Raw genomic sequence first — 25,817 nt, forward strand, 5'->3', positions numbered from 1 at the left:
CGGCCGCCCACCGCACCCCGGGCGGCTCGCCCCGCCGGCGTGCTCCCCCCTCGCGCCGATCCCTCGTCCGCTCACGGCGCGAGCCTCCCCGACGCCACCCGGATCTCGCCCTCGATCTCCGCGTCGCGCAGGTCCACCCCGTTCGGGTGCGCCACCCGCTGGTAGGCCACCTGCCACGCGATCGTCCGCCCCTCGCCGGCGGCCCCGACGTCGAGCTCCACGGTCACGGGCGCCGCGTGCACCCGATCGTCGGCCACGAGCTTCCGCCCGATCGCCCCGGGCCGCAGCGCGAAGTGCCGCGTCAGGTAGCGCGCCGCCTGCCCCAGCACCAGCTCGTCGGGCCCGAGCGCCTCCGCCGACACCTCGAGCCTCCGGAACAGATCCCCCGTCGGGAACGCGTGCCCCGCGTTCGCGGGCGCGAGCGTCACCGCCACGCGCGTCGCCGAGGGCCGCCGCGCCGTCACCGCCACGGCGCTCCGCACGAGCGCCTCGTCCCGCGAGCCTGAGAACCCGTGGCCGCGCCGCCCCCCGGGCCCGCGCGGCATGTGGCACGCCGCGCAGGGCCGGTCCGCGGCCGGCGACGCGCGGTGCTCGGTGAGGGTCGACTGCATCAGCGCCGCGGTCGACCGCCCTCGCGCCGCGGGGAACGCGAACTCGTGGCAGGCCGCGCACGCGTCCGCGCCCCCGAACCGCGCGTCCCGGATCACCGCGTGCGGCGCCGCCGGCGGCGCCCCGCTCCCCGCCCACGGCGCCGCGAGCACCGGCGCCACCGCCTGCCCCGCGAGCTCGCCCTCGCCGTCGCCCGTCACGTGGCACGTCACGCACCCCACCCCGAGCGCCCCGACCGCCTCCGGCGCCGGCTCCTCCGGCCTCGCCTCGGGCGCGTGGCAAGCCCGGCAGAACGGCATCGGCTCGATCGCGAACGCCCGCCGGTAGGCCGGCTCGGTGTTCGCCCGGTGGTGGAGCGACGCGCGCCACTCCCGCGCGACCTCCTCGTGGCACCCCTCGCAGGCCTGGTTCGCGATCGCCGCCGCCCCGAGCCGCGCCCGCCCCGGCCTCGGCATGGGCACCCGCGCCGCCTCCGCGGCCCCAGGCAGCGCGCCGCCGGCCGGCGCCTCGACCTCGCCTCCCGGCCGCGCGGGCGCGTCCGGCGCGGCGGCGCACGCGCCCGCGATCAGCAAGCCAAGGCCAGGTACATGGCGCCGCACAGCGATCGTTTCGGCTACAACATTCCCGTCGCTGCGTCACCCCCGAGGCCCCCGCGCGACATCGGCCGCTCCGCCGGCGCAGACGGCGCTGCGCCGGCGCGGCCGGCGGCGCGCCATCACCGCGCCGGCGAGGTCATGGTCGCCGGGGGCGCCAGGGTCTGCCGCGCCAGCTCCTGTACATAGGCGAGGCGGTCCGCCGGCGAGCCGAGCGCGTTCAGCCCTCGATAGAGCCCCGTCGGTCGCGACCGCGGGCGTCACGCTCGGCGTGCGCGCGTTCTCCTCGGTGTGGCTGACCGCCCAGGCCGGCCACAGCCTGTTCCGCCGCTTCGAGCCGATGAACGACGACGATGACGGCATCCCCGGAGGCGGGCAGAGCATCCCGGGCGCGTTCTTCTTCCGTGTCGGCGCGACGTGGCGTATCCCGAGGACCTGAAGCGCGACCGCTCACCGACGAACGCCGCAGGGCCGGAGCGCCCTCCCGAAAGGCACGGACGCTCGCGACGCGCCGGCACAAGGATCCCCGCCTCTTATCCGTGGAGGTGGGCAAGTGCAACGATGCGGCCGTCCAGGCCTCCGGCGCTCGGGGACGAGCGAATGCGACGTTCACGCTGGCGCCGGCGTAGGGCGTCGTGCGTGCTGGCGCGATGTGCGACGACTCTGATGTCGTGAGGAGTATTGAGAGATGCTCCCGCTCTTGACAAAGATATGCCGTCATCAGGTTCGAGCCGGGACGCGCGACACGACGCTCGAGTACTCTTGTGGTGCGGCGTGCTGCCGTCCGCAGAAGGAGCATCGTGGAGCTCGTTCTCATCGTTCTGTTCGTGGTCGCGCTCGCGACCGCGGCGTTCTTCGCATCCAAGGAGCACAAGACCAGCGGCTCGCTCCGGCAAGCGGAGGGCTCGCTCCGGCAAGCGGAGGGCTCGCTGCGTCAAATGGAGAGCTCACTCCAGCAGGTGAACGGCGAGCTCAAGCGGGCGCTCGACACGAATGGAGGTCTTTGCCAGCACGTCGCGAGCCTGCAGGAGCAACTCCAGCGTCTGAGCCGCTATCAGACGGTCGTCGACGCTGAAGCCGCCGCCGCCGGAATACGAGCGCAGACGGAGACGTGGGCAGCGCAGCGCAGGGCGCACGCGGAGGCCGCTGCGACGGAGCTCGTCACCGGCGCCCGACGGGAGGCCGATCGTCTCCTCGCCGACGCGCGCGCCACGCACGCCCAGGCGCACGCCGCGGCCGACGCCTTGAAGGCGCAGACCGAGATGTGGGCAGCGCAGCTCAGGGCACACGCGGAGGCTGCTGCGGCGGAGCTCGCTACTGGCGCCCGACGAGAGGCCGATCGCCTCCTCGCCGAGGCGCGCGACACGAACGCCCAGGCGCATGCCGCGGCCGACGCATTGAAGGCGCAGGTCTCGGCGGAGGCGCAGACCTCCCAGGCGGCGGCGCGCGCCTCCATCGAGGCGACGCTGGCCCAGGCATCTGCCGACGCGGCGCGCATCGTGGACAACGCGAACCGGCGCGCCGAGGAGATCGCCGGCGCTGCGCTCACCGCGCAACGGGAAGCGAAGCGCCTCGAGCAAACCGCGCAGGCGATGAAGAACGTTATCGAGGGCTACGGCGATCGCTACGTCATGCCGACGGCGGGTCTCCTGGACGAGCTCGCCGAGGAGTTTGGTTTCGCCGAGGCAGGACAGCGCCTAAAGGCGGCACGCGGCAAGTGCCGCGACATGATAAGCTCCGGTGCGGCGGCCACGTGCGAGTACGTGGAGGCGAACCGGCGCACGACGGCCATCGCCTTCGTGCTCGACGCGTTCAATGGCAAGGTGGACACGATTCTCGCCGATGTTCGGCACGACAACTTCGGGACGTTGCAGCAGAAAATCCGGGATGCGTTCCTGTTGGTGAACCAGAACGGGCGCGCGTTCCGCGAGGCGCGCATCTTGCCCGAGTTCCTCGACGCCCGGCTCGAGGAGCTCCGATGGGCCGTGATCGCGCAGGAGCTGAAGCTGAAGGAGCGCGAGGAGCAGCGGCAGATCAAGGAGCGAATCCGGGAGGAGGAGCGAGCACAGCGCGAGTTCGAGAAGGCGAAGAAGGAGGCCGAGAAGGAGGAGGAGACGATCAGGAAGGCGATGGAAAAGGCACGTCGCGACGTGGAGAAGGCGAACGACGAAGAGCGCGCCAAATACGAGCAGAAGCTCCTCGAACTTTCCGAGCGGCTCCGCGCCGCGGAGGAGAAGAACCAGCGCGCCGTCTCGATGGCGCAGCAGACGAAGGCCGGGCACGTCTACGTCATCTCGAATGTCGGTTCGTTCGGAGAGCACGTCTACAAGATCGGCATGACGCGGCGGCTCGAGCCCCTGGACCGAGTCCGTGAGCTGGGCGACGCGAGCGTGCCGTTCGAGTTCGACGTGCACGCGATGATCTCGAGCCAGGATGCACCGTCCCTCGAGCGCGCGCTTCACCAGCGGTTCGTCCGGAACCAGGTGAACAAGGTGAACCCCCGCAAGGAGTTCTTCCGTGTGCCGCTCCACGATATCCGCCAGGAGATCGAGCGGATGTCGCTGGAGGTGACGTGGACGCTGACGGCCGAGGCGCGGGAGTTCCGAGAGACGCAGGCCATCGAGCGCGCGATGGCGAACAAGACCTTCGACGAAGCCGCCTGGCTGGAGGCGCAGGCGAAGGCCGAAGCCGTACCAACGTTCGAGCGCGATCTCGCCGAGGCCACCGCCTGACGCCAGCGCCCATCAAGGCCAGTAGCAGAGCGGCGCAAGCACGCCGGCGCGCCGGCCTCCGCCAGGATGCACGCTACCTCTCAGCATGACCGAGCCGCGCCCGCCCCGGCCTCGGCATGGGCACCCGCGCCGCCTCCGCGGTCCCAGGCAGCGCGCCGCCGGCCGGCGCCTCGACCTCGCCTCTCGGCCGCGCGGGCGCGTCCGGCGCGGCGGCGCACGCGCCCGCGATCAGCAAGCCAGGGCCAGGTACGTGGCGCCGCACAGCGATCGCTACGGCTACAATATTCCCGTCGTTCCGTCACCTCCGATGCCCCCACGCGACGTCGGCCGCTCCGCCGGCGCAGACGGCGCCGCGCCGGCGCGGTCTCCGGCGGCGACCGCCGCTCAGCTCGGGCCGAGAGGTCCGGCTCGCGCGGTGCCGCTGCTGCGCCCAATGCGGCCCCCGCGCGACGGCTCGCCTCCGCTCGACGAGCGCGCCCGGCGTGGCGAAATACGTCAACGGCCTTGCGGGCATATAGAGAGGATGGAGACGTGGCGAACGCGGGCGCCCCGAGGGCGTTCCGAGCGGCAGCCGGGCGTTGGCGTCCATCGAGGCCAGGAAAATACAATCATGGCAAAGCGCGTGAGTCGAAGAATTGTCCTCCGGGGCCTGGGCGGGGCTTGCGTCGCGGCGCCGTTCCTCGGCTCGATCGCAGGCCGCGCCGCGAAGGCGCAGCCGGCCACGCCGCCGAGGCGGCTGATCGTGATGTACACGCACTATGGCTGCATCACGACGCGCTTCTTCCCGAAGAAGTCGCACGGCCCGCTCACCGCCGCGGACCTCCAGTCGACGACGCTCAAGCACCTGACGCCCTACGTCGACAAGCTCCTCATGCCCCGCGGCATCCGCGCGATGAACGAGTGGACGCCGGACCTGAAGCGAGGGCAGGGGAACGATCGCCATACGCAGGTGAACGGGTCGTACTTCACGTGCCACCCGGTCACTCCCAACAGCGACGACCCGTTCAGGTACGTCGCCGAGACGAAGTTCAACGCCATGCCGACCGGTCCCTCGCTGGACCACGTCATCGCACGACAGCTCAGCCCGGGCGGCGAGCCGCTGCTCATGCGCGTGGGAAACATGAACGACGTCTCTTCGAGGGCGATTTCGTACTCGGCGCCCGAGACCCTGTATCCGGGTCTGGGCGCGCCGGCGGAGATCCTGGCCAGGCTCACGGGCTTGTTCTCGGACCCCCTCCCGTCTCCGGACACGTACCAGGCCGTCCGCGGCAAGAGCATCATCGACCTCGTGCGGGACGATCTCGACACGCTCGCGCGCTTCGACATGAGCCAGGCGGACAGGAACAAGCTGGAGGCATGGAAGGCGCTCCTCCACGAGACCGTGAGGACCGTCGCTTCTGCGCAGTGCAACACGTCCGTCGCCGCGGCGCTCGGTGTGACGCAAGAAAACGTCGACCTGGCGAGCGCGCCCCGGAGCCTCGATGAAGACGTGCTGACGCGGCGAATCTCGGACAGCATGGACGGGGCGGACCTCTATTCGAACCTCGCCGTGCTCGCGGCGGCGTGCAACGCGAACCCCGTCATCTTCCTGAAGTACCCCGGGAGCCACGTTTTTGGGGGGCTCGGCCTGACGAGCTTGTGCAGTGATCTCGCGAATCGCACAGGGAGTACGAGCATTGGGGGCTCCTGCGTCCCCGGTGTGATCGACATGCTCCTCAAGATCGACGATTACCATGCGAGGAAGTTCGCCAACCTCGTCGAGCATCTGAGCCGTATCGACGAGGGCGACGGGACGCTCCTCGATAACTGCGCGGCCGTCTGGTTCCAGGACGTGTCGGACGGCAACGCCCGCAACCTCAACAACCTTCCGATCGTCCAGGTCGGCAGCGCCGGCGGCTATTTCAAGACCGGCTGGGCGGTGAACGTCGAGGACGGCTCGCCCGATCTCACGACCGGCAACAGCGAGAGCGCGTGTGTCGACGGCGCTCCGAGCGAGGTCAACGGACACACCCAGTCCACGGGGACCGATCCGTCGCTCGCCAACGCGCCGATCAACAAGTACTACTGCAACTTGATGAACGCCCTCGGCGTCAAGGCAGGCGCGGACGGTTTCCCGGCGCCGGGCGGTCCGGCGCCGGTGACCCACTTCGGCATGTACGACCGGACGGAGGACTTCATCGGTGGCGGGATCAACCCCCCCACCATCCATGATCCAGGCGAGTTCGCCGCGCTCAGGGCGAGCGCCTGAGCGGCCTCGTCCCCGAGCCGGTCGCGGGGGGTGCGGCCGCTGGCGCCGGCGTCGTCAAAGACCCAGCCACCGGGCCACGATCGTGGCGAGCACGTCGGCCGTCCCCGAATGGATGCCGCCGCCCAGCGCGTCGTCCACGGCCGACGGCAGGCCGCTCTCCTCGAGGTACCCGGCCCCGCCGCGGATCGAGAGATCCTCCAGCGCGGACTGGAGCGCGGCGTCGGCGGCGTGCCACTTGGCGAGCGCGGCCTCGGCCTGGCCGCGGCGGCCCTGATCGAGCTCCCACGCGGCGCGGTAGACGAGCAGCCGGGAGGTCTCGAGCCGCAGCTTCATGTGCGCGATGCGGTGGGCGATCGCCTGGTGGCGCGCGATCGCGTGGCCGCCGATCGCGCGCTCGCGGGCGAAGCGCACGGCCTCGCCGAGGGCGCGCTCCATGGCGCCGAGGCGAAAGGCGAGGATCAGCGCGCGCTCGTAGGTCATCGCGATCTGGAAGACGGCGAGGCCAGCGCCCGGGCGGCCGAGGAGCGCGCCCTCGCCGAGCTCGCAGCCGGAGAACGACACGGGCGCGAGCCGGGCGCCGCGCAGGCCCGCGGTCGCGAGCGGCGCGCCGGCGCGGACGCTCCCCGCGGGGGCGCTCGCGCGGGGGACGAGCAGCGCCGTGAGGCCGCGCGCCGGGGCGGCGGCGCCGCCCTCGCCGCCGTCCCGCGCCACGACGAAGTACACGTCGGCCCCGTCGGCCCAGGTCACGAACCGCTTCTCGCCCGTGAGCCGGTACCCCGCGGCGGTGCGCTCGGCCGCGGCCTCCACGGACGCGATGTCCGAGCCGGAGCCGGCCTCGGTCGCCGCGACGGTCGCCATGGCGTCGCCGCGCGCGAGCCGCGGCAGCCACGCGCGCTGCTGCGCAAGGGTGCCCACCCGCGCGAGCAGGAGCGCCACGCCGAAGAGGTGCGCCCCCGCGGCGAGCAGGACGCCGCCGTCGCGCAGCGTCGCGCCGAGGCCCTCGTAGGCGAGCGCCGTCGTGACGAGGTCGAGGCCCTCGCCGCCGAGATCGCGGGCGATCGGCAGGCCGAGCGCGCCGCCCCGGGCGAGGACGCGCATGCGCTCCTCCGGGGCCGCGGCGTCGGCCTCGGCGCCGAGGGCGCGCATGCGATCGTGGACGGCGCGCTGGGCAGGGGTCCATCCGAAGTCCATCGCGGCTGCGATACCAGAGCGGGCGAGGGGCGGGGAGGGCTCGCGGGCGCCGACATGACCGCCCATGACCGCCGCAGAGCGCTGGAACGCCGGGAGAGCCCGGTCATTCGTAGGGGGGCCGGCCGATGAAGTTGCCCGGAGGATCGTAATTGCAGACCCAGAGCTGCCATGAGCCCCCGCCGAACGGCGAGTTGCCCTTGCAATCGGCGACGCCGCAGCCGAGCCGGAGGGAGCTCGCCCACACCACCTGGGTGTAATGCCCGCAGGTGCCGCTGCAGGAGTTGTCCTCGAGGTCGTAATACGCTGCCTCCTCGACCCAGGTGGCGACCACGTCCTCCGGTGTGGCGGACGCGCCGCCCGTGGCGAACAGGTTCTCTCCGTAGGTGCCCTTGCTATGGCCGAACACGCACCCGTCGGCGTGGGCCTGGGCCACCGCGGCGAGCTCCGGCGACCACGACAGGGGCGGGAGCGGCCGGGCGGCGGGCGGGTCGACCGCGGCCCGCGCGCTGTTGTGCGCCGCCGTCATCCCGTGCATCGCGGGCGGCTCGCCGGCCAGGCCCTCGTCGCCCGACGTGCCACCGCACCCGGCCGCGAGCGCGAGAGACAGGAGAGAGACCAGCGCGTGCCTGGGGAGCCGTGGACCGAGCGTCGTCACGCGGCGATTGTCCTACGGCCCGACGGGGCTCTGCAACAGGCAATTCGATGATGGGCCATGGCAATCCACGACAGGCCATCTGCCGATGATTCGCCCCCGGACGTCCGGAGGTCGGCGCTCGGCGGTCGCCGCGCGCCGCGGCGACCACCATCGGCCCTCGCACGCAGCCCTCGATTGCGCGCGGCCCGCGAGCCCGCCGAGGGCGCCGTCCAGAACAGGAAGAATTCCACAACGTGGTCCTTGTCAGCGGGGCCGATCTGTGAGCTATTCTCGCCGCGCTTCGAAGGCCACGGCCGCCACCGGGGACGAATCGGTGGTGAGCGGCCGTGTTCGCGGGCGATCGCCGCTCGTCTGTGGCGAGCCGGCACCTGCAGCGCTCCCGACAACCAACCAAGGAGTTTCCCGATGAACATCCGGACGACGTGGCGAATCGCGACAATCCCTCTCACGCTGGCCGGGCTCTCCGCGCTTCCGCTGATGGGATGTGAGGAGGTCTCCAAGGCGCAGCAGGACCTGTGTTGTAGCGAGTTCACGCCGGGCGCCGATCTCGCCTCGGTGGAGTGGGGGCTCGATGCTCAGGCCGAGCTCAACTATGGTGCTTTCATGCAATCGGTGTCGGACTTCACCGGCGCCGCGGGCGCGATGGTGACGGACGTCACGAACGCGTGTCAGGCGATCGCGATCGACCTCGGCGCGGACCCGGGGGAGGTCACGGCGACGAGCCCGAGCGCGCGGGCGAACGCGTGGTGCGACCTCGCGGTGGAGCGGCTCGCGGCCGTGTCGGGCGAGCTCACGATCAGCTTCCAGCCGCCGAGCTGCACGATCGACGCGAGCGTGCAGGCGAACTGCGAGGCGAAGTGCAGCGCGAACGTCGAGTGCCAGGTGGACCCGGGGCAGATCGTCGCGCGCTGCGATCCCGGCAAGCTCTCCGGCCGGTGCACGGCGGAGTGCACCGGCACGTGCGAGGGCTCGGCCAACCTGGCCGTCGCCTGCGAGGGGACGTGCCAGGGCACGTGCGAGGGCGAGTGCGACGGCGCCTGCTCGGTCGAGGGGGCGAACGGCGAGTGCCGCGGCGCGTGCGAGGGCACCTGCAAGGGCGAGTGCCGCGGCTCGTGCCAGATCGACGCCGGCGTCGACGTGAAGTGCAACGCCGATTGCACGGGCGGCTGCTCGGTCGAGTACGAGGCGCCGAAGTGCAAGGCGCAGCTCGAGCCGCCGAGCGCCGAGTGCCAGGGCAGCGCGGAGTGCAGCGGCTCCTGCGAGGCGAGCGCGAGCGCGAAGGCCGACTGCAAGGAGCCGTCCGTCGAGATCTCGGGTGAGGAGGACCTCAGCGCGGCGATCGCGACGCTCAAGGCGAACCTGCCGCGGCTGCTGGTCGTGGCCAAGGCGCGCGGCCAGCTCCTCGTCGACAACGCCCAGGCGGTGGTCGACGCCTCGGCCAACCTCGACGGCGCGGTCGGCGGCAGCGTGAAGGCGACGGCGTGCCTCATCCCGGCGGGCCGGGCCATCGAGACGGCGCTCATCAACGTCGAGGCCGGGCTCACGGCCAGCGGCAAGGTGATGGCGGAGCTCGAGATCGAGTGATCGCGGGCCGGCCGCGGCCCCCGCGCCGCGGCCGGGCGACGGCGATCGTCCGGGGGCCGGCCGGGGCAGGGCGCTGCGCGCGCCCGCGCCCCGGCCGGCCCGTTTGCATGTAAGCTCGCGCCGCCGAGGAGGGCGCATGGAGCAGCAGGAGCCGAGATCCAGGGTGCTCGTCGTCGACGACAACGAGCAGAACCGCGCCCTCGCGCAGGCGACGCTCGAGGACGACGGCTACGAGGTCGTGCTCGCCGCCTCCGGCGAGGAGGGGATCGGCCAGTTCGAGCGCCACAGGCCGGACTGCGTGCTGCTCGACGTGCGCATGCCGGGGATGGACGGCTTCGCCGTGTGCGCCCGGATCCGCGGCCTGCCCGAGGGCGCGGACACGCCCATCGTGTTTTTGACCGCGCTCCGCGACGTCGACACGTTCGACAGCGCGCTGCGCGCCGGCGGGGACGACTTCCTGACGAAGCCGGTCCGCCCGGCGGAGCTGCTCGTGCGGGTGCAGACGGCGCTCCGGATGCGCCGGCTCGGCGCGGAGCTGCGCGAGCACGTCGAGCGCGTCCGGCAGCAGCGCGACGCCCTCATGCGCCTCCAGCTCCAGAAGGAGCAGCTCATGGCCTTCGTCGTGCACGACCTCAAGAACCCCGTGAGCAGCATGGACCTGCACGCGCAGGTCCTGCTCCGGGACCGCGGGCTCCCGGAGGACGCGCGCGACTCCGCGCGGCACATCCGCGACCAGGCGCGGTCGCTCCTGCGGCTCGTCTACAACCTGCTCGACATCAGCAAGAGCGAGGAGGGGCGGCTCGCCCCCGAGCGCGCGCGCGTCGACCTCCGCGCGCTCGTCGGCGAGCTGTTCGCCGCGCTCGAGCTGCGCGCGAGCTCCCGGTCGCTGTCGCTCCGCGAGGCCGTCGAGGCGCCGGCCGTCCAGGCGGATCCGGACCTCTTGCGCCGCACGATCGAGAACCTCCTCGAGAACGCCATCCTCCACGCCCCGGTCGGGACCGCGGTGACCGTGAGCGCGGTCAAGGACGGCGCCGAGGTGGAGCTCCGCGTGGCGGACTCCGGGCGGGGGCTCCCGCCCGAGATGCGCGCGCGGGTGTTCGAGCGCTTCGTCCAGCTCGACGCCGACGCGCAGTCCGCCCAGCGGGCGGGCCGCGGCCTGGGGCTCGCGTTCTGCAAGATGGCGGTCGAGGCGCACGGCGGGCGCATCTGGGTCGAGGACAACGCGCCCGGCGCCGTCTTCTGCGTGAGGTTGCCCGATGACGCGTGAGCACACACCCGAGGAGCGCCCGCATCGCGAGGCGCAGGCGCCGGCCGGCGCGGGAGATGAAATGATCGACGACGAGACGTTTCGCCAGCTCATCGACGCGGCGCCCGACGCCATGGTGGTCGTCGACGAGCAGGCGCGCATCGTGTTCGTCAACGTCCAGACCGAGCAGATGTTCGGCTACGCGCGCGACGAGCTCGTCGGCCAGGCCATCGAGATCCTGCTCCCGGAGCGCTACCGGCAGGCGCACGTCGGGCACCGCTCGGCGTTCATCGCCGCGCCCAGGGCGCGCCCGATGGGATCGGGGCTGGAGCTGTTCGGCCGCCGGAAGGGCGGCGACGAGTTCCCGGTCGAGATCAGCTTGAGCCCGCTGCAGACCGAGCGGGGCACGCTCGTCTCGAGCGCCATCCGCGACATCAGCGAGCGCAAGCACCTGGAGGCCGTGGCCAGGCGGGCGAACGACCTGCTCCGGAGCGCGGTCGAGAGCATCCAGGGCGCGTTCGCCGTGTTCGACGCGCAGGATCGGCTCGCGCTCTGCAACAGCGCGTACCGGCACTGGCTCGGCGCGAAGGTGAGCGGCCCCATCGTCGGGCGGGGCTACGTCGAGCTCTTCGACGACATCCTCGGCGCGGGCACCTTCGCGCTCGGCGACGAGGACGCGGCGGCCTTTCGCGCCCGGCTGCTCGCCTACCACGAGGCGCCGAGCGGCGCGCTGGAGGTCGGCACGAGCGACGGGCGCAGCCTCCGCATGAGCGAGCGCCGCACGGCCGAGGGGGGGACCGTGTGCACGTTCTGGGACATGACCGGCGACGTCCAGCGCGCCGAGGAGCTCCGCAAGGCGCGCGCGCTCGCCGAGGCCGCGAGCTCCGCGAAGAGCGAGTTCCTCTCCTCGATGAGCCACGAGCTGCGCACGCCGCTCAACGCGATCTTGGGCTTCGCGCAGCTCCTGCACCGCGACCGGAAGACGCCGCTCACCGATCGCCAGAAGGAGCGGATAGAGCACGTCCTGAAGGGCGGGGAGCACCTGCTCAAGCTCATCGACGACATCCTGGACCTCTCGCGCATCGAGGCCGGCCGCGTGACGGTGTCGCTCGAGCCGGTGAGCGTCCTCGAGGTGCTGGAGGAGGTGAAGGCGACGCTGGACCCGATGGCGCAGCGCGCCGGCATCACGCTCGCCTTCGCGCCCTTCCCCCGGGAGATCCCGAAGATCACCGCGGATCGCACGCGGTTCGCGCAGATCCTCATGAACTACGGCTCGAACGCGATCAAGTACGGCCGGAAGGGGGGGCGCGCCACGTTCGTGGTGTCGATCTCGGCGGGCGGGCTCGTGCGGATCTGCGTGGCGGACGACGGGATGGGCGTCGCGCGCGAGCAGCACGCGAAGCTCTTCCAGCCGTTCCAGCGCGCCGGCCAGGAGACCGGGCCGATCGAGGGGACGGGGATCGGGCTCGCCATCACCAAGCGGCTCGCGGAGATCATGGGCGGCGGCGTCGGGTTCAGCAGCGTACCGGGCGAGGGATCCGAGTTCTGGGTCGAGCTCCCCGCCTACCAGGCGAGGGAGGAGACCGCCGCAGCGGGGCTGCCGGAGGCGCGCCTGGAGACGTCGCCGCTCGCCGGGCCCGGCGGCGTCCGCCACGCGGTGCTGTACGTCGAGGACAACCCGTCGAACATCGCCTTCATGGAGGAGCTCATCTCGGAGTTCGAGCGGGTCCACCTGATCACCTCGCCGACGGCCGAGATCGGCATCGAGATCGCGCGGGCGCGGCGGCCCGAGGTCGTCATCATGGACATCAACCTCCCCGGCATGAGCGGCTACGACGCCGTGCGCAAGCTGCGGGAGATGCCCGAGACGAGCCATATCCCCGTGATCGCGCTCAGCGCGGCGGCGATGGCCCGGGACACCCGCCGCGCCGAGCAGGCCGGGTTCTATCGTTACCTGACCAAGCCGGTGAGGGTCGACGAGCTGACCGCCGTCCTCGAGGAGCTGCTCATTCCGGCCGCGTCCTGAGCCCGGGCCCGGCGCTCCGGCGGTCGAGGTGAGATCGAAAGATTCACCAGCGCTTCACTTCGCGCCCGTTCCAAATTGAGGATTCAAGATCTGGCCGGCGTCTGCTAAGAGCCTGGCAGGCTCTCGTGCTGCCGTCTCCGGGCTCGTCCCCGGGGCTGCGGGCGAGGGTCGACTTCCTTTGACCAGCTTGGTTGCGCATCGGTCGTCACGACGCGGCGCTCCCGCGACGCTCGTCGCCCGCAGGCTCACCGCGCCGGCGGCTGCCCGGCCAGCAGGCGTCCGGCCGCGCCGTGGGTGTGCGGGGCACGTCCCGGAGGTGCCCTCTCGTGGCCCGGCGGACCCGGCGGGAGAGCCCTGGAGGACACGATGAATGGCTTGCTTTCTGGTTGGTTGGCGGGTGCGAGCACCCGGCTCGGTCTGTGCTTTGCCGCGGTGCAGGCGGCCGCGCTGGGCGGCTGTGTGGCCTCGGCGGAGGACGTGAGCGGCGAAGAGAGCGTGATGGAGCCCACGGACGAGGGGTCGTTCGCGGCGTCGAGCAGGCCGGTGGACACGCACGGCGCGCTCCAGATCGTGGGCAATCAGCTCCGGGACCAGCACGGGCGGCAGGTCCAGCTCAAGGGCATGAGCCTGTTCTGGAGCCAGTGGGCCGGCTCGTTCTACAACGCGTCGGTCGTCAACACGATCGCGGACAGCTGGGGCGCGACGGTCGTCCGCGCCGCGATGGCCGTCGAGTCGGGCGGATACCTCACGAACCCGACGGCCGAGAAGGAGAAGGTGAGGACCGTCGTCCGGGCCGCGGTCGACAAGGGCATCTACGTGATCATCGACTGGCACGATCACAGCGCCACCGATCACAAGGACCAGGCGAAGGCGTTCTTCACCGAGATGGCGCGGGAGTACAAGAACACGCCCAACGTGATCTTCGAGATCTTCAACGAGCCGGACAACGAGCCCTGGTCCAGGATCAAGCCGTACGCCGTCGAGGTGATCGACGCGATCCGCGCCCAGGGCGCCAACAACGTGATCGTGGTGGGCACGCCGACCTGGTCGCAGGACGTGGACGTCGCCGCCAGCGACCCCATCACTGGGCGGTCCAACATCGCCTATACGCTGCACTTCTACGCGAACACGCACAGGGAGTCGCTGCGTCGCAAGGCGCAGACCGCCCTCGACAGGGGGCTGCCGCTGTTCGTGACCGAGTTCGGCACCTGCGACGCGTCGGGGAACGGCGGGCTCAACCTGAGCGAGTCGCAGACCTGGATGAGCTGGCTGGACACGAGGAAGATCAGCTGGGCCAACTGGTCGTTGTTCGACAAGGACGAGACGGCCTCCGCGCTCCGCCCCGGGGCCGGTCCTGGCGGCAACTGGCCGGATTCGTCGCTGACCGAGTCGGGCAGGTGGGTGAAGGCGAAGATCCTGGAAGGGAGCAGCAGCAGCGGCGCGGGCGGCAGCGGAGGTGGAGGCGGCACGGGCGGAAGCGGCGGCGGAGGCACGGGCGGAAGCGGCGGCGGAGGCACGACGTCAACCTTTCAATTCACCGTGTCGCCGAACATCAACAACTGGTGGATCCAGGTGAAGGTCGTCCCGCCGTCGGGCCGCCTGACCGACGTCGGCTCGGTCAAGGCGCAGGTGGGCTCGTCGAGCTACGACCTTCAGTACCAGTCGTGGGGCGAGTGGGCGATCAGCCGCCACGTCCCCGCCGGCACGGTGGTGCGCTTCACGGCGCGGACCACGGCCAGCGCGACGCCTCCGAACACCGAGGCGACCTACGCGTCGGCGCCGTGGCCGAGCCGGTGATGCGGTCTCCGCGGTGCGGGTAGGTGAAGGGAGGCCCCGCGCGGGGCCTCCCTCGTTTCCGGCGCCGCCGCGCCCGGCGAGGGCGGCGGTCGATTCCCATCGATCAGCGCGGGATGACGATCACGTCCTCGCAGGTGAAGTCGACCCCCAGGGCCGCCTCCGGATCTGCCTGGATCGCGGCGCACGTGCTCTCGCAGAGCACGATGGCGGCCGGGTCCTCGGGGCTGTCGTAGCGCCACGCGCTCTGGGTCGCGCAGCCCTGGTCGTACGTGAGCGCGGTCGGCTCGCCGTCGCCGCTCCGGTACGTCACACGGACCTTCTGCGCGTCGAAGCTCCTCCCGTCGGGGGCCGGCGGGATCTCGACGGTGCAGGAGACCGCGGCGCCGCGGATCGCGTCGACGGCGGCCTTGAACGCGGCCGTGGTGGACTCGGGGTTGCCGGTGTCGATCAGGTAGACGTGCTCCGTTCCGCCCGCCACGGCGACCTGGTCCATGTCCGCGACGGTCTCCGGCGCGTCAGGGAACGGGGGGTTGGCGACCCCGATGACGTACGTCGGGATGTCCTTCGCGAGCGCCGCGCTCGCCTCGTCCACCACGCGCGAGATCCGGTTGTTCCGCTCGCCGCAGCCCTGCGGATAACCATCCGTGACGAGGACGATGGCGTATCTCCCGGGCGTGGCCTGCCGCAGCGCCTCGACCAGCGAGATCGTCCCGTGCATCACGAACGGCGTGGGCGTACCGCCTCGCCAGTCGTCGTCGGTCTCCGGCGTGATGGCGTCGATCGCCTCGGCGAACACGGGAGAGGGCAGCGGCGTCATCGCGACATCCGGGGTCGTGTAGGTCTCGGCGCTGCATTTCGTGTCGTTCTCCTCATGCTCGCTGGGGAAGAACGTGAGCGACGCCGAGATCCCCCGGGACAGCGGATCTGCGAAGAACTGCTTCGTGGCCTTGACCACGGGATCCCACTTCAGCGAGCGGTCGTGCCAGAGCTCGTCGGCCGCGCCCATGCTGCCCGACACGTCGAACGCGAAGGCGAGATACACGGGCTCGAGGTCGGCCCTGGCCGTCTGGGTGGCGCACGCCTCATCATCGCCCGACGAGCCGTCATGGCCCGTTCCGCCCGGACCGGCGCCGCCGAAGCTCGGCGAGCCACCTTCGCCCGCGCTCCCGCTGCCTGAATTGGCGTCGCCTGAATTCTGAGGGCCGCTGTCGCCGTCGACGGCACCGCTGCTCCCACACGCGAGTCCGAGCGCGACCACGGCCAGCACCGAAACGATAGGTGTGAGCAATTTCATGATATGCGTCCTCCGTCAGCGCGCGCTGGCGCCCCATTGCCAGCGCCGGGGCCATTGAAACGGCGTGAGGCCCCCGGAGCGCGCACGCCCCGCGCGTCCCGTTTCCGGGTGCCCATGGTTCGCCGGAAGCATAGCTGAAGGAGCCCGGCCGGCCGGCGCCTGGCCAGGAAATGATGCGATGGGATTGCCAAGAAGGCAGAAGTTCGTGAAGTTAGGTGTTGTGTTTCACCGGCGCTGCGGAGGTGAGATTCGCCCAGGCCGCCGGAGCATGGATGGGGTGAGTCGTCGCGCGGTCCTGCCATTCTGGACGGATCGGCGCACCAGCTCGTCCTGGGGACGGGAAGAGCTCGGCCGCGACGGAGGAGCTCAGTCGAGGTTGAAGTACACGTCGTCGAGGGCGCCGTGGTACTGGTCGTTGTTGTTGCCGGCGCTCTTGGCGCCGATGCTGACCTCCTCGCCGGTGGGGCTGATGTCGTAGCTCGCGGCGATCGGCTTGCTGTTCTGGGGGACGTTGTCGATGAGGAGGATCAGCTCCGAGCTCGTGCGCCGACAGGAGACCTTGTGCCAGGCGCCGTCGGCCACCCCCACCGGCGACTTGACCTTGATCGCGTCGGCGCCATTCTCGGTGCGCACCACGCAGCTCGGCTTGCCGGTCGCGGCGTCGTCGATCTGCAGCTTCCACTGGGCGGTGTCGTAGAGCCCCTTCTGCACGAGGTTGGACCCGTGATCGGCGGTCAGATCGTCGAGGGTGAGGCGGACCCTGGCCCCGAACGTGAACGGGGCGGTGCCCGGGTTCAGGGCGGCGGCGTCCGCGGCGGTGATGACAGCGCGCGGGCATCCGGCGCCGGTGCACACCTCCGGGAACTGCACCCCCAGGCCGTCGGCGCCGGCGACGGGCACCACCTCACCGCCGCTGGCGGTCTGAACCGTGCCCGTGTGGCCCTTTCCGCTGTCGTCGACCACCGTGGTCACCGGATCGGACACCGAATCGAACCGGTACCGGAGCTTCTGGCTCGTCGCCGCGTCCGCCGCGGCGCCGAGGAGCAGCGCCGTCGCGGCGAGCGCCCCGCCGGCAATCACCCCTTTTCCGCCCTGCCAGCTCGAATTGTTCATGTCGTCCTCCGAAGTCATCCATCCAGCAAGTCAGGATAGAGCGCGCGCAGCATAGCCACGTCAGGGCGCGCGCGCAGCCTGGAGCACGCCGCTCTCGGCCCGTCGACGCCCGGCCGCGACGTCTCATCGATGGGAGTCTCGCGCATTCGAGCTCAACAGGGGTGTTCTCCCCGCGGCGCGCGGCGCTCGCTCACTCCCCGGACGCCGCCCGCCCCCCCTTGGCCCGAGCGCGGAACGCCTCCGGCGTCATCCCGGTCCAGCGCCGGAACGCCCGGTGGAACGCGCTCGCCTCGGAGTAGCCCAGCAGGTACGCGACCTCCCCGATCGCCATGTTCGCCTCCAGCAGCGCCGCCGCGCGCCCGCGCCGCACCTCGTCGAGCAGCGCATGGAGCGATGTCCCCTCGTCGCCCAGGCGGCGCTGGAGCGTGCGCGGGCTCATCCGCAGCCGCGCCGCGAGCGCCGGCAGGTCGGCCCCCTCGCGCAGCCGCTCCCCGAGCGCCGCCCGCACGCGGTCCGCGACCGCGGACGACGCCGCCCCCGGCAGCCTCGCCGTCATGGCGCCCACCTGGCGCTCCAGGAAGCCGGCGAGCGCCTCGTTCGCGTGCGGCAGCGGCCGGTCCAGCACCTCCGCCGGCACCACCAGCTCGGTCACCGGCGCCTCGAACAGGAGCCGCGCGCCGAGCTGCCGCTCCTTCTGGCCGGGATCGCCCGCCGGCGCGTGGCGGAACCGCACCAGGGCCGCCGGGAGCGGGTCGCCGCACATCCGCCCCGCGTTGACGAGCACGTCGAGCGCGAACATCTCCGCCATCTGCCCGTGGGCCGGCCGCTCGGGCCCGAACGGCGTGAACCCGAGGTGCACGTGCGCCCCGCGGAGCTCCAGCGTGTACCGCTCGCCCTCGTTCCAGAGCTGCTGGTAGCGGAGCATCCGGCGGAACGCCTCGCCCAGCGTGGGGCTCGTCATGGCCAGGAAGCCGAGCGCGTCGAAGTGCTCCGGCCGCAAGCGCCCCGCGAAATCGAGGCCGAAGTGCGGATCGGACGTGGCCGCCACGGCCGCCTCGATCAGGGCATAGAACGCCGTGAGCGGCACGCGCGCGTCGGGATCGGCGAGCGCCGCGGGCGCGAGCCCCGCGGCCTCGAGCAGCGCCGCCCGGTCCGCCCCGCGCCGCGCGGCGTGATCCGCGAGCTGGCCGGCCACGCGGGCCCAGATCGTCGGCGCGCGCGGCGGCGCCCCGGCCGCCTGGCGCCGAGGGGCAGCCGTCGTGGCGCCCGCGGCCGCCTGGCGCCGAGGGGCAGCCGTCGTGGCGCCCGCGGCCGCCTGGCGCCGCGGGTCAGCCCTTGTGGCGCGCGCGGTCACTGCCTCCCCGCCGCGCGCGCCCCACGTTGCCGGGCAATCGGAGGAACGTCATGCGAGAGCACGGCATCGAGGAGGGGCGCGGCTCGTTCATCGAGGGCGCCTGGTACATCATCGCGGACGCGTCGACCGTGGGCAAGCGGCCGGTCACCGTCGAGCGCTTCGGCGCGCGCATCGTGCTGTTCCGCGACGAGCGCGGCGCCCTGGTCGCGGCGCGGGCGCGCTGCCCGCACCGCGGCGCGGACCTCGGCCTGGGGCGCGTCGTGGACGGCGCGATCGAGTGCCCGTACCACGGCTTCAGGTTCGCCGCGGACGGACGCTGCGTCGCCATCCCCTGCGAGGGCCGCGCCGCGCGGGTGCCGGGGCCGGCGGGCGACGGCGACGCCGGGCGCGCGCGCGACGCGCTCGCGTTGAGCCGCTTCGAGGTGCGCGAGCACCGCGGCCTCGTGTGGCTCTTCTGGGGCGAGCGCCCGGCCGAGCTGCCCCCGGTGCCCTGGTTCGACGGCCTGCCGCCCGATGAGCGGCACGCCCACACGGCGACGATGGAGTGGGACGTGCCGTTCGCGCGCGCGATGGAGGGCATGCTCGACATCCACCACCTGCCGTTCGCGCATCGGCCGTGGGCCGTCGGGGTCGGCGCGCTGCTCGACCCCTACGAGGTCCGCACCGAGGGCGACTCCATCCACACCGAAGGGGTGCTCCGCCACGACGACGGGAGGCCCTGGGACGGGCGCCGGGGGTGGAAGTTCACGATGGAGGTGCGCTTCCCCGGCGTGCTCTGCCTGTCGTTCGGGGGGCGCGCGCTGGGCGTGGCGGCGTGCGCGCCGATCGATGCGAGGCGGACCGCGATCCTGGGGCGGTACTACGTGCCGATCCCGGTGCTCGGGCGGCTCGTGGCCTGGCTCGCCGTGATGCTGGAGCTCCGGCTGATCCAGCCGGGGGACGAGCGGATGCTCGCGTCGTCGGAGCCGCTCGAGCCCGACCTGGACGCGTGCCGCTTCGTGCGGGCCGACGCGGGGATCCTCGCCTGGCACAAGCTGCGGCGGGCGCGGCTCAAGGCGCCGCGCGCCGAGGCGCCGCGCCGGCTGCCCGTCGCGGCAGGGTGAGCCGGGGGGGGCCGGACCCGACCCAGGTTGAGGTGGCCGGACCCGACCCAGGTTGAGGTGGCCGGACCCGACCCAGGTTGAGGTGGCCGGACCCGACCCAGGTTGAGGTGACCGGACCCGACCCGGCCGGACCCGACCCAGGTTGAGGTGGCCGGACCCGACCCAGGTTGAGGTGACCGGACCCGACCCAGGTTGAGGTGACCGGACCCGACCCGGCCGGACCCGACCCAGGTTGAGGTGGCCGGACCCGACCCAGGTTGAGGTGGCCGGACCCGACCCAGGTTGAGGTGGCCGGACCCAGGTTGAGGTGGCCGGACCCAGGTTGAGGTGACCGGCCCAGGTTGAGGTGGCCGGACCCAGGTTGAGGTGACCGGCCAGGTTGAGGTGACCGGCCCACCGGCTGGCCTGACGGGAACGAGTTGCTCTCGGCTTTCGGGTACTCCGGCTCCTGCGCGGCCGGCTGCAGCGGGATCGAGCCAGCCTGGAGCCACGATGACGCACGCAAGGACCCCATGACCTTCCAGGCCTCCCTCTCGGCCGACGTCCGGCTGCCCGGGCGCACCGACCCGAGCGACACGCCGTACCTCTTCTCGGCTTTCCCCTTTCCACCGGGCCACTTCCGCGTGCATGCGATCCGCGGGCGAGAGGCGCTCAGCAAGCCGTACTCGTTCCAGATCACGGTCACCTCCCGCGCGCTGGTCGGCGAGGATCTGGAGCGCCTCGCGCTCGGCCAGCGCGCCGTGCTCGTCCTCCGCGTCGGCGGCCCCGCGCGCGTGATCCCCGGGGTCGTGGCGGCGGTGCGCTCGCAGGGCGTGCGCCCGCACCACGACGCGGCGCAGTACACCTTCCGCCTCGTGCCCGCGATCGCGCTGCTGCGGCACCAGCGCGGCTCGCGCATCTTCCAGAACCAGCGCGTCGATCAGGTGGTCGATCACGTCCTGCGCGGCGCGAGCATGTCCACGCGCTGGGAGCTCACCCGCGAGTACCCCGTCAGGGCGTACATCACGCAATACGAGGAGAGCGACCTCGCCTTCGTGAGCCGCCTGCTCGCCGAGGCGGGCATCTTCTACCGCTTCGCTGCCCCCGCGGCGAGCGTCGAGGCGTTCGTCCACACCGCGGTCGCGGCGCTCGCCGCCCCGGCGCCGGCCGCCGATGTCGCGGCGTTCGTGCAGGCCGCGGCCGTCGGCATCGTGTACCCCGAGGAGACGATCGTCTTCGGCGACGACGCGTCGACGTACCCGGCCATCGCGTCGGACGGCCTCCATGGAGCCGTCGAGGGGGCGGCGGCCGCGCTCGACCTGCCGACGCAGGCGTCGCTGGGGCCGGTCACGGTCGGCCTCGGCGCGCCGCCGCTGGTTTACCTCTCGACGCTCGGCCTCGTGACCGAGCGCGCCAACAAGGTCACGGCGTTCGAGGGGGTGCGGCGGGTCCGCTCCGACGTCGCCGAGTACCGCGAGTACGATCCCGAGCGCCCGAACGCGACGCTCGTCAGCCGCGACGAGGACGAGGAGCCCGCCTCCGGCGTCCTCGATCAGGCCGCCGCGGCGCTCCGGCGGCTCGTCTCCCGCCGCGCCCTGGAGACGTACGAGCACGACGGGCACTTCCTCTTTCCCGACTGGAAGGACGTCGACGAGGTGGCCCGCCGGATCCGCCGCCAGACGTCGCGCAAGCGCATGAGCGCCGAGGGGCAGAGCCTGTGCGCGGCGCTCGCGCCAGGCCACCGCTTCCGGCTCGAGGAGCACCCGATCGGCGCCTTCAACCGGGAGCACGTCGTCACGTCGGTCGAGCACCGGGGCAGCGTGGCGAGCGAGGAGGAGACCTACGCGAACGCGTTCACCTGCGTGCCGGCTGGGGTCACCTACGTCCCGCGCCGCCCCAGGCGGAGGACGGTGCAGGCGCTGATCACGGCGACCGTCGTCGGGCCCGCGGGGGAGGACGTGCACGTCGACGCCCTGGGGCGCGTCAAGGTCCTGTTCCACTGGGATCGCCGCCGGACGAAGGACGACACCGCGTCGTGCTGGATCCGCGCCGTGCAGCCGTGGGCGGGCGCGGGGTTCGGACACCAGTTCTTCCCCAGGGTGGGCATGGAGGTGGCCGTGGCGTTCGAGGGCGGCGATCCCGACAAGCCCGTCGTGATCGGCGCGCTCTACCACGCCACGCAGCCGCCACCCTTCCTGCTGCCCGCGAGCAAGACGCAGAGCGGGATCCGGACCCAATCGATCCCCGGCGGCCGCGGGTACAACGAGATCTCCTTCGAGGACGCGGCGGGCAAGGAGCGGATCCACATCCACGCGCAGGCGGACCTCGACGAGGTCGTCCGCCGCGATCACGCCATGACCGTGCACGCGGACGAGCGGCTGCGCGTGATGGGGAGTCGGCAGGACACCGTGGTCAAGAACGCCGCGACCGAGGTGCTCGGCGACCGCGAGGACATCGTCCGGGGCGACGCTTCGCTCCAGCACCTCGGCGCGCGGCGCGACGTCGTCCAGAAGGGCCTGGACCAGCGGGTCGGCGTCGTTCGCGCGATCCGCGTCGACGGGCGCGACGATCTGGAGGTCCGCGGCGCGGCGGAGCAGCGCTACCTCGGGGATCTCACGACGCGGGTGACGGGCCACCACACGGTGATCGTGGGCAAGCACGACGCGAAGCGCGCGATGACGCTGCGGGTCGAGGGGGTCGCGAGCATCTCGGCCGACGACGGGATGGAGCTCACGGCGGGCGGCGGGATCACGCTCCGGTGCGGCAGCTCGTCGATCCGGATCGGCGAGGACGGCATCGAGCTGCACGGGCCGGTGGTGCGGGTGGCGGGCGAGAAGGGGAGCGTGGAGGCGAGCAAGGAGGGGATCACGATCTCGTCCGACGGCGCCTACGCCCACTTCGGCGACAGGGTGCTCGTGAGGACCGAGAAGGCGCGCCTCGCCATGGGGGTCGAGGTGAAGGTCGACGGCGAGAGGATCCTGCTCAACTCGCCGGAGCATGCGACCGAGGCGCCGCCTGCCGAGAGGGCGCCGCCGACGGAGATCGCCCTCGTCGACGGCGAGGGGCGTCCGCTCGGACAGCAGCGCTTCCTGATATTGCTCGAGGACGGGTCGCAGCGGATGGGCGTCACCGACAAGGACGGCAGGGCCAGGATCGACCTGCCGGCGGGGGTGAAGGCGAAGATCCGTTTCCCCGAGTTGACCGAGCTCTCGCATGCCTAGAGGGCGCGCCCGGAGGGCCGTCGCGTGAGCAGGATAAGGAGGCGTTGACTTGGCGAAGCCGTGGGTACCGTACGTGATTCAGCAGGGAGACCACCTCCGGAAGCTCGCGTTCCGGGCTGGCATCGACGCCGAGACGCTCTGGCGGCACGAGAAGAACCAGGAGCTGTCGAGTCGCCGGAAGAACATGGACCTGCTCCTCCCGGGGGACGTGCTCCACGTCCCGGCGGAGCCCGCGCCGGCGCTGGATCTCCACGTGGGCACGATGAACCGGTACAAGGCCAAGGTGCCGGCGATGCACGTGAAGCTGAAGCTCGAGTCCGCGATGCGCTCGCTCGCCGGACAGCGCTTCGAGGTGCACGGGGTGAGCGAGGGCGCCGAGCCGATCGGCGGCACGACGACGGCGGAGGGCGAGGCGGCCTTCGACGTCCCCGTGCTGGTGCGCGAGGTGGAGATCCGGCTGCCGGACGCGGGCCTGGTCATCCCCGTGCTCGTCGGCGATCTCGATCCGATCGATGAGCCGAGCGGGGTGATCGAGCGCCTGCGCAACCTGGGATTCTTGCCCCCCGCCGGGGAGGTCGAGGCCGAGGACGTCACGCTGGCGCTGATGGCCTTCCAGACGGAGCAGCGGCTGCCGGTGACCGGCGCGATGGATGACGAGACCCGCCGCGCTCTGGAAGAGCGACACCTCCTCTGACCCTGGCACAGGACACGGATCCATGGCGAAGCTACCGTCGATTCGATACATCTGGACGGCCGAGGACGAGAGGATCGCGCGCGGCGGTGTGCCGGACGTGCAGGGCGCGTTCGTCACGCCGTACGGCATCCCGGCGGCCGGCATCCCCGGCTGCGCGTCGTTCGCCGCGGGGACCGAGGTCGAGGTGGATCTCGATCGCAGCGGCTGGGGAGAGCCGTGGCGCGCGCGGCGGTTCCACGTTGGCAAGCCGTTCTACGAGTGGCACAAGCCGGGCGACATCCCCGGCTCGGTCACCACGCTCGCGGAGCTCTGCAAGCATCTGCGCGAGAAGGACCCGAACGCATACCCGGACACGATTTACGGGGAGAGAAAGCTCGCGGATCTGGGCCCCGAGAACCCGGCGAAGCTGCTCTTCGATTACTGGCAGAACTCCAGGTACCGCTACGCGACGATGAAGGAGGGGTTCGACTGGAGGACCTACGCCGGCAGACCGGGCGGCATCGGGGTGAGGAAGGACGGCGTCGCGATCGAGTACGTGCTGCGCAAGCTCACGCCGCTGCCGAGGGCGGTCGCGGCGCCGGGGGCGCAGAAGAGGCTGATCGATGAGCCGTCCTTCCTAGTCGAGCATTACATCCAGGAGGTGGCCGACGCCGCCGCCAACATTCGCATGCTGCTCAAGACGTCCGAGGACGTCATGCGGGCGCGATACCAGATCATCTACAAGCTTCGGGCCTTGAGGGCGATCGCCGAGGCGTCGGGCACGAACCCGGAAGCGGGGATGGCGTCGCAAGGCTGGGAGATCGTCAAGCTCGTCGATGTCGTCCTCCCGAGAGCGCAAAAGCTGCTGGTGGAGCAGCCCATCACGATCAGCTCGGGCACCGAGATGCAGCGGGCGCTGGAGCTGTTCAAGTCGCGCCGGGAGTTCACGATGGACGCCGTGGCCGAGCTCCGGGTCGAGCAGAAGAAGCTCCGGGGTCTGCTGCTCGAGTCGAGCGCCCACGCCAAGGCGATCAAGGACTGGGCGGCGGCGAGCCACGCCGGGCTGCTCCAGGGGCAGCCGAACATCAGGGGCCTTCTCGATCGATTGACGGCGACGCTGGCGGAGGGGCACCTCGCGCTCGGCGAGTGCAGCGCACCGGGAGACGACGACGTCCTGGTGGCGCTGCTCGATAAGATGCCGGAGGGCCACGCGGTCAAGCCCGAGGACATCGAAGGCGATTCGCCGACCGCGGTCGCGCTCAGCCTGATCGGCAAAGGGACGAGCCTCACCACGACCGTGGTCGGCAACCTCGCGGGGCCGCCGAGCCTGTCCATCGCGATGCTCCAGGTCTTCGCCACGCTGAGGTTCACCCGCCTCGCGAAGGAGTCGCTCGCCCAGCTGAACGCGGTCCCGTCTACGATCATGACGTCCGCGATCCATGTGGAGAAGTGGAGAGCCCTCGCCGACCGCCTGGTGGAGCATCTCCCGGACGGCAATGTGAAGGACGACGTCAAGATCGCCCTCTTGATGCACGACCGGAACAAGCTCGCCGGGCTCAAATTCAAGGTGGGCGAGACCATGGCGGATTCGGCGCAGCAGACGGTGCCGTGGAAGGGCGCCATGGTGATCCTCGGGTTGATCAGCACGATCCTCGCGATTTCCGAGGCAGCGAGCGGAGGCGACAAGGCAGCGCACCTCGTCGTGCTCGACTTCGCGTCGAACGCCACCGCGGTCGCCAGCGTCTCGCTGGGAACCTACGAGACGTTCTTGACGGTGGTCGGGCGGCTCGATGCTGTCTCGATGGCGCTCAAGACGGCCGGCAATTGGGTGGGGCTCGCTGGAGCCGTTCTTGGCGCCATCTCGTCAGGTCTCGGAGCGTGGGAGGCCTACAAGAAGGCGGACGGATACGGCATGGTCAGCTCGACGTTCGGCTGCGTAGGGTCGCTAGGAGTGGCGACTGTGGCCGGCTACGCCCTTGCGAGTGGGGGCACCGTGATGCCCGTCGTCGCTACGGTGGCGCTCGCATGCCTGCTCGCATCGGGGGCCGTGAGCGTAGCGCAGATCGTTGAGCCGCTGGACAGTACAAGAACCAAGACCAGTAACGTCTGTCTCAGTCTCGTCCGAGCGGTGCGCAAGGAGGTCCTTGGCCAGTACATCGAGGCACGCGACGCCACGATCCTGTTCGCCATGGAGGATCTCGAGAAGCTTGCAAATGAGGGGTTCCTTCCGAACGCCAGGAACGATTACTTCGTTGTTGCCAGGCTCGCCAAGGCGGGACTTCACGAGGAGATCATCCGGCAGGTGGTGAACTCGTCGTCGATTGCGAGCACGCCGTTTGGACCAGGGGGCAGCGCCGGCATCTCCGCTCTTTAAGTCACATGTCACAGTGCGCTGTGCG

Annotated in this window: 17 protein-coding genes; 11 read left to right on the forward strand and 6 right to left on the reverse strand. The window is 71.7% G+C overall.

The genetic code is table 11. The features are described from left to right. Positions 1 to 71: 71 nt before the first annotated feature. Positions 72 to 1,181 (reverse strand): multiheme c-type cytochrome, encoded by a 1,110-nt coding sequence (locus WMF31_RS06520; RefSeq protein ID WP_436601093.1) that lies wholly within the window; start codon positions 1,179 to 1,181, stop codon positions 72 to 74. A gap of 292 nt (positions 1,182 to 1,473) precedes the next feature. On the opposite strand from WMF31_RS06520, the gene WMF31_RS06525 reads away from it, so the two are divergent. The 3 genes from WMF31_RS06525 (at position 1,474) to WMF31_RS06535 (ending at position 6,182) form a co-directional block, all read left to right on the forward strand. Beyond that, a complete protein-coding gene (locus WMF31_RS06525) occupies positions 1,474 to 1,641 on the forward strand; it encodes a hypothetical protein (RefSeq protein ID WP_436601094.1) in 168 nt (55 codons plus the stop codon). A gap of 361 nt (positions 1,642 to 2,002) precedes the next feature. Next, positions 2,003 to 3,934, forward strand: a complete 1,932-nt coding sequence (locus WMF31_RS06530) for a DUF4041 domain-containing protein (RefSeq protein WP_436601095.1) — start codon at positions 2,003 to 2,005, stop codon at positions 3,932 to 3,934. A gap of 610 nt (positions 3,935 to 4,544) precedes the next feature. Then, positions 4,545 to 6,182 carry a DUF1552 domain-containing protein gene (locus tag WMF31_RS06535; protein WP_436601096.1) on the forward strand — a complete coding sequence of 546 codons (1,638 nt, stop codon included), beginning with the start codon at positions 4,545 to 4,547 and terminating at the stop codon, positions 6,180 to 6,182. Between the two features lie 54 nt (positions 6,183 to 6,236). On the opposite strand, the gene WMF31_RS06540 is transcribed toward WMF31_RS06535, so the two are convergent. Both WMF31_RS06540 and WMF31_RS06545 read right to left on the reverse strand, forming a co-directional pair. Then, the gene (locus tag WMF31_RS06540) at positions 6,237 to 7,373 is read right to left on the reverse strand and encodes an acyl-CoA dehydrogenase family protein (protein WP_436601097.1); all 1,137 of its coding nucleotides are present in this window, start codon (positions 7,371 to 7,373) and stop codon (positions 6,237 to 6,239) included. Positions 7,374 to 7,476: 103 nt separating this feature from the next. Continuing rightward, a complete protein-coding gene (locus tag WMF31_RS06545) occupies positions 7,477 to 8,028 on the reverse strand; it encodes a CAP domain-containing protein (protein ID WP_436601098.1) in 552 nt (183 codons plus the stop codon). Positions 8,029 to 8,505: 477 nt separating this feature from the next. Between WMF31_RS06545 and WMF31_RS06550 the strand changes: the two genes are divergently transcribed. The 4 genes from WMF31_RS06550 to WMF31_RS06565 all read left to right on the forward strand — a co-directional run bounded on the left by WMF31_RS06550 (position 8,506) and on the right by WMF31_RS06565 (position 14,681). Next, entirely contained in the window at positions 8,506 to 9,612 is a 1,107-nt protein-coding gene (locus WMF31_RS06550; protein WP_436601099.1) for a hypothetical protein, read from the forward strand. Positions 9,613 to 9,748: 136 nt separating this feature from the next. Continuing rightward, positions 9,749 to 10,879, forward strand: a complete 1,131-nt coding sequence (locus WMF31_RS06555; RefSeq protein ID WP_436601100.1) for a hybrid sensor histidine kinase/response regulator — start codon at positions 9,749 to 9,751, stop codon at positions 10,877 to 10,879. After that, entirely contained in the window at positions 10,869 to 12,884 is a 2,016-nt protein-coding gene (locus WMF31_RS06560) for a PAS domain S-box protein (RefSeq protein WP_436601101.1), read from the forward strand. Before WMF31_RS06555 ends, WMF31_RS06560 begins: the two co-directional genes overlap by 11 nt. A 477-nt stretch (positions 12,885 to 13,361) precedes the next feature. Next, positions 13,362 to 14,681, forward strand: coding sequence for a glycoside hydrolase family 5 protein (locus WMF31_RS06565; RefSeq protein ID WP_436601102.1), 1,320 nt, complete (start codon positions 13,362 to 13,364; stop codon positions 14,679 to 14,681). A 103-nt stretch (positions 14,682 to 14,784) separates the two neighbouring features. Here WMF31_RS06565 and WMF31_RS06570 read toward each other — a convergent pair whose 3' ends face one another. The 3 genes from WMF31_RS06570 to WMF31_RS06580 all read right to left on the reverse strand — a co-directional run bounded on the left by WMF31_RS06570 (position 14,785) and on the right by WMF31_RS06580 (position 18,283). Then, a complete protein-coding gene (locus WMF31_RS06570; protein WP_436601103.1) occupies positions 14,785 to 15,975 on the reverse strand; it encodes a vWA domain-containing protein in 1,191 nt (396 codons plus the stop codon). 366 nt (positions 15,976 to 16,341) lie between these two features. Beyond that, positions 16,342 to 17,088 (reverse strand): laminin G domain-containing protein, encoded by a 747-nt coding sequence (locus WMF31_RS06575; protein ID WP_436601104.1) that lies wholly within the window; start codon positions 17,086 to 17,088, stop codon positions 16,342 to 16,344. Between the two features lie 190 nt (positions 17,089 to 17,278). Beyond that, positions 17,279 to 18,283, reverse strand: coding sequence for an AraC family transcriptional regulator (locus WMF31_RS06580; RefSeq protein WP_436601105.1), 1,005 nt, complete (start codon positions 18,281 to 18,283; stop codon positions 17,279 to 17,281). A 209-nt stretch (positions 18,284 to 18,492) separates the two neighbouring features. On the opposite strand from WMF31_RS06580, the gene WMF31_RS06585 reads away from it, so the two are divergent. The 4 genes from WMF31_RS06585 (at position 18,493) to WMF31_RS06600 (ending at position 25,792) form a co-directional block, all read left to right on the forward strand. Continuing rightward, complete coding sequence (locus WMF31_RS06585) at positions 18,493 to 19,545, forward strand: Rieske 2Fe-2S domain-containing protein (RefSeq protein WP_436601106.1); 1,053 nt, start codon at positions 18,493 to 18,495, stop codon at positions 19,543 to 19,545. Between the two features lie 512 nt (positions 19,546 to 20,057). Beyond that, a complete protein-coding gene (locus WMF31_RS06590; RefSeq protein WP_436601107.1) occupies positions 20,058 to 22,745 on the forward strand; it encodes a type VI secretion system Vgr family protein in 2,688 nt (895 codons plus the stop codon). Between the two features lie 49 nt (positions 22,746 to 22,794). After that, the gene (locus WMF31_RS06595) at positions 22,795 to 23,439 is read left to right on the forward strand and encodes a peptidoglycan-binding protein (RefSeq protein ID WP_129352659.1); all 645 of its coding nucleotides are present in this window, start codon (positions 22,795 to 22,797) and stop codon (positions 23,437 to 23,439) included. 22 nt (positions 23,440 to 23,461) lie between these two features. Beyond that, complete coding sequence (locus WMF31_RS06600; protein ID WP_436601108.1) at positions 23,462 to 25,792, forward strand: hypothetical protein; 2,331 nt, start codon at positions 23,462 to 23,464, stop codon at positions 25,790 to 25,792. Positions 25,793 to 25,817 lie beyond the last annotated feature (25 nt).

The organism is Sorangium sp. So ce1036 (genome assembly GCF_051369805.1).
Taxonomy (GTDB): Bacteria; Myxococcota_A; Polyangia; order Polyangiales; family Polyangiaceae; genus Sorangium; species Sorangium cellulosum_F.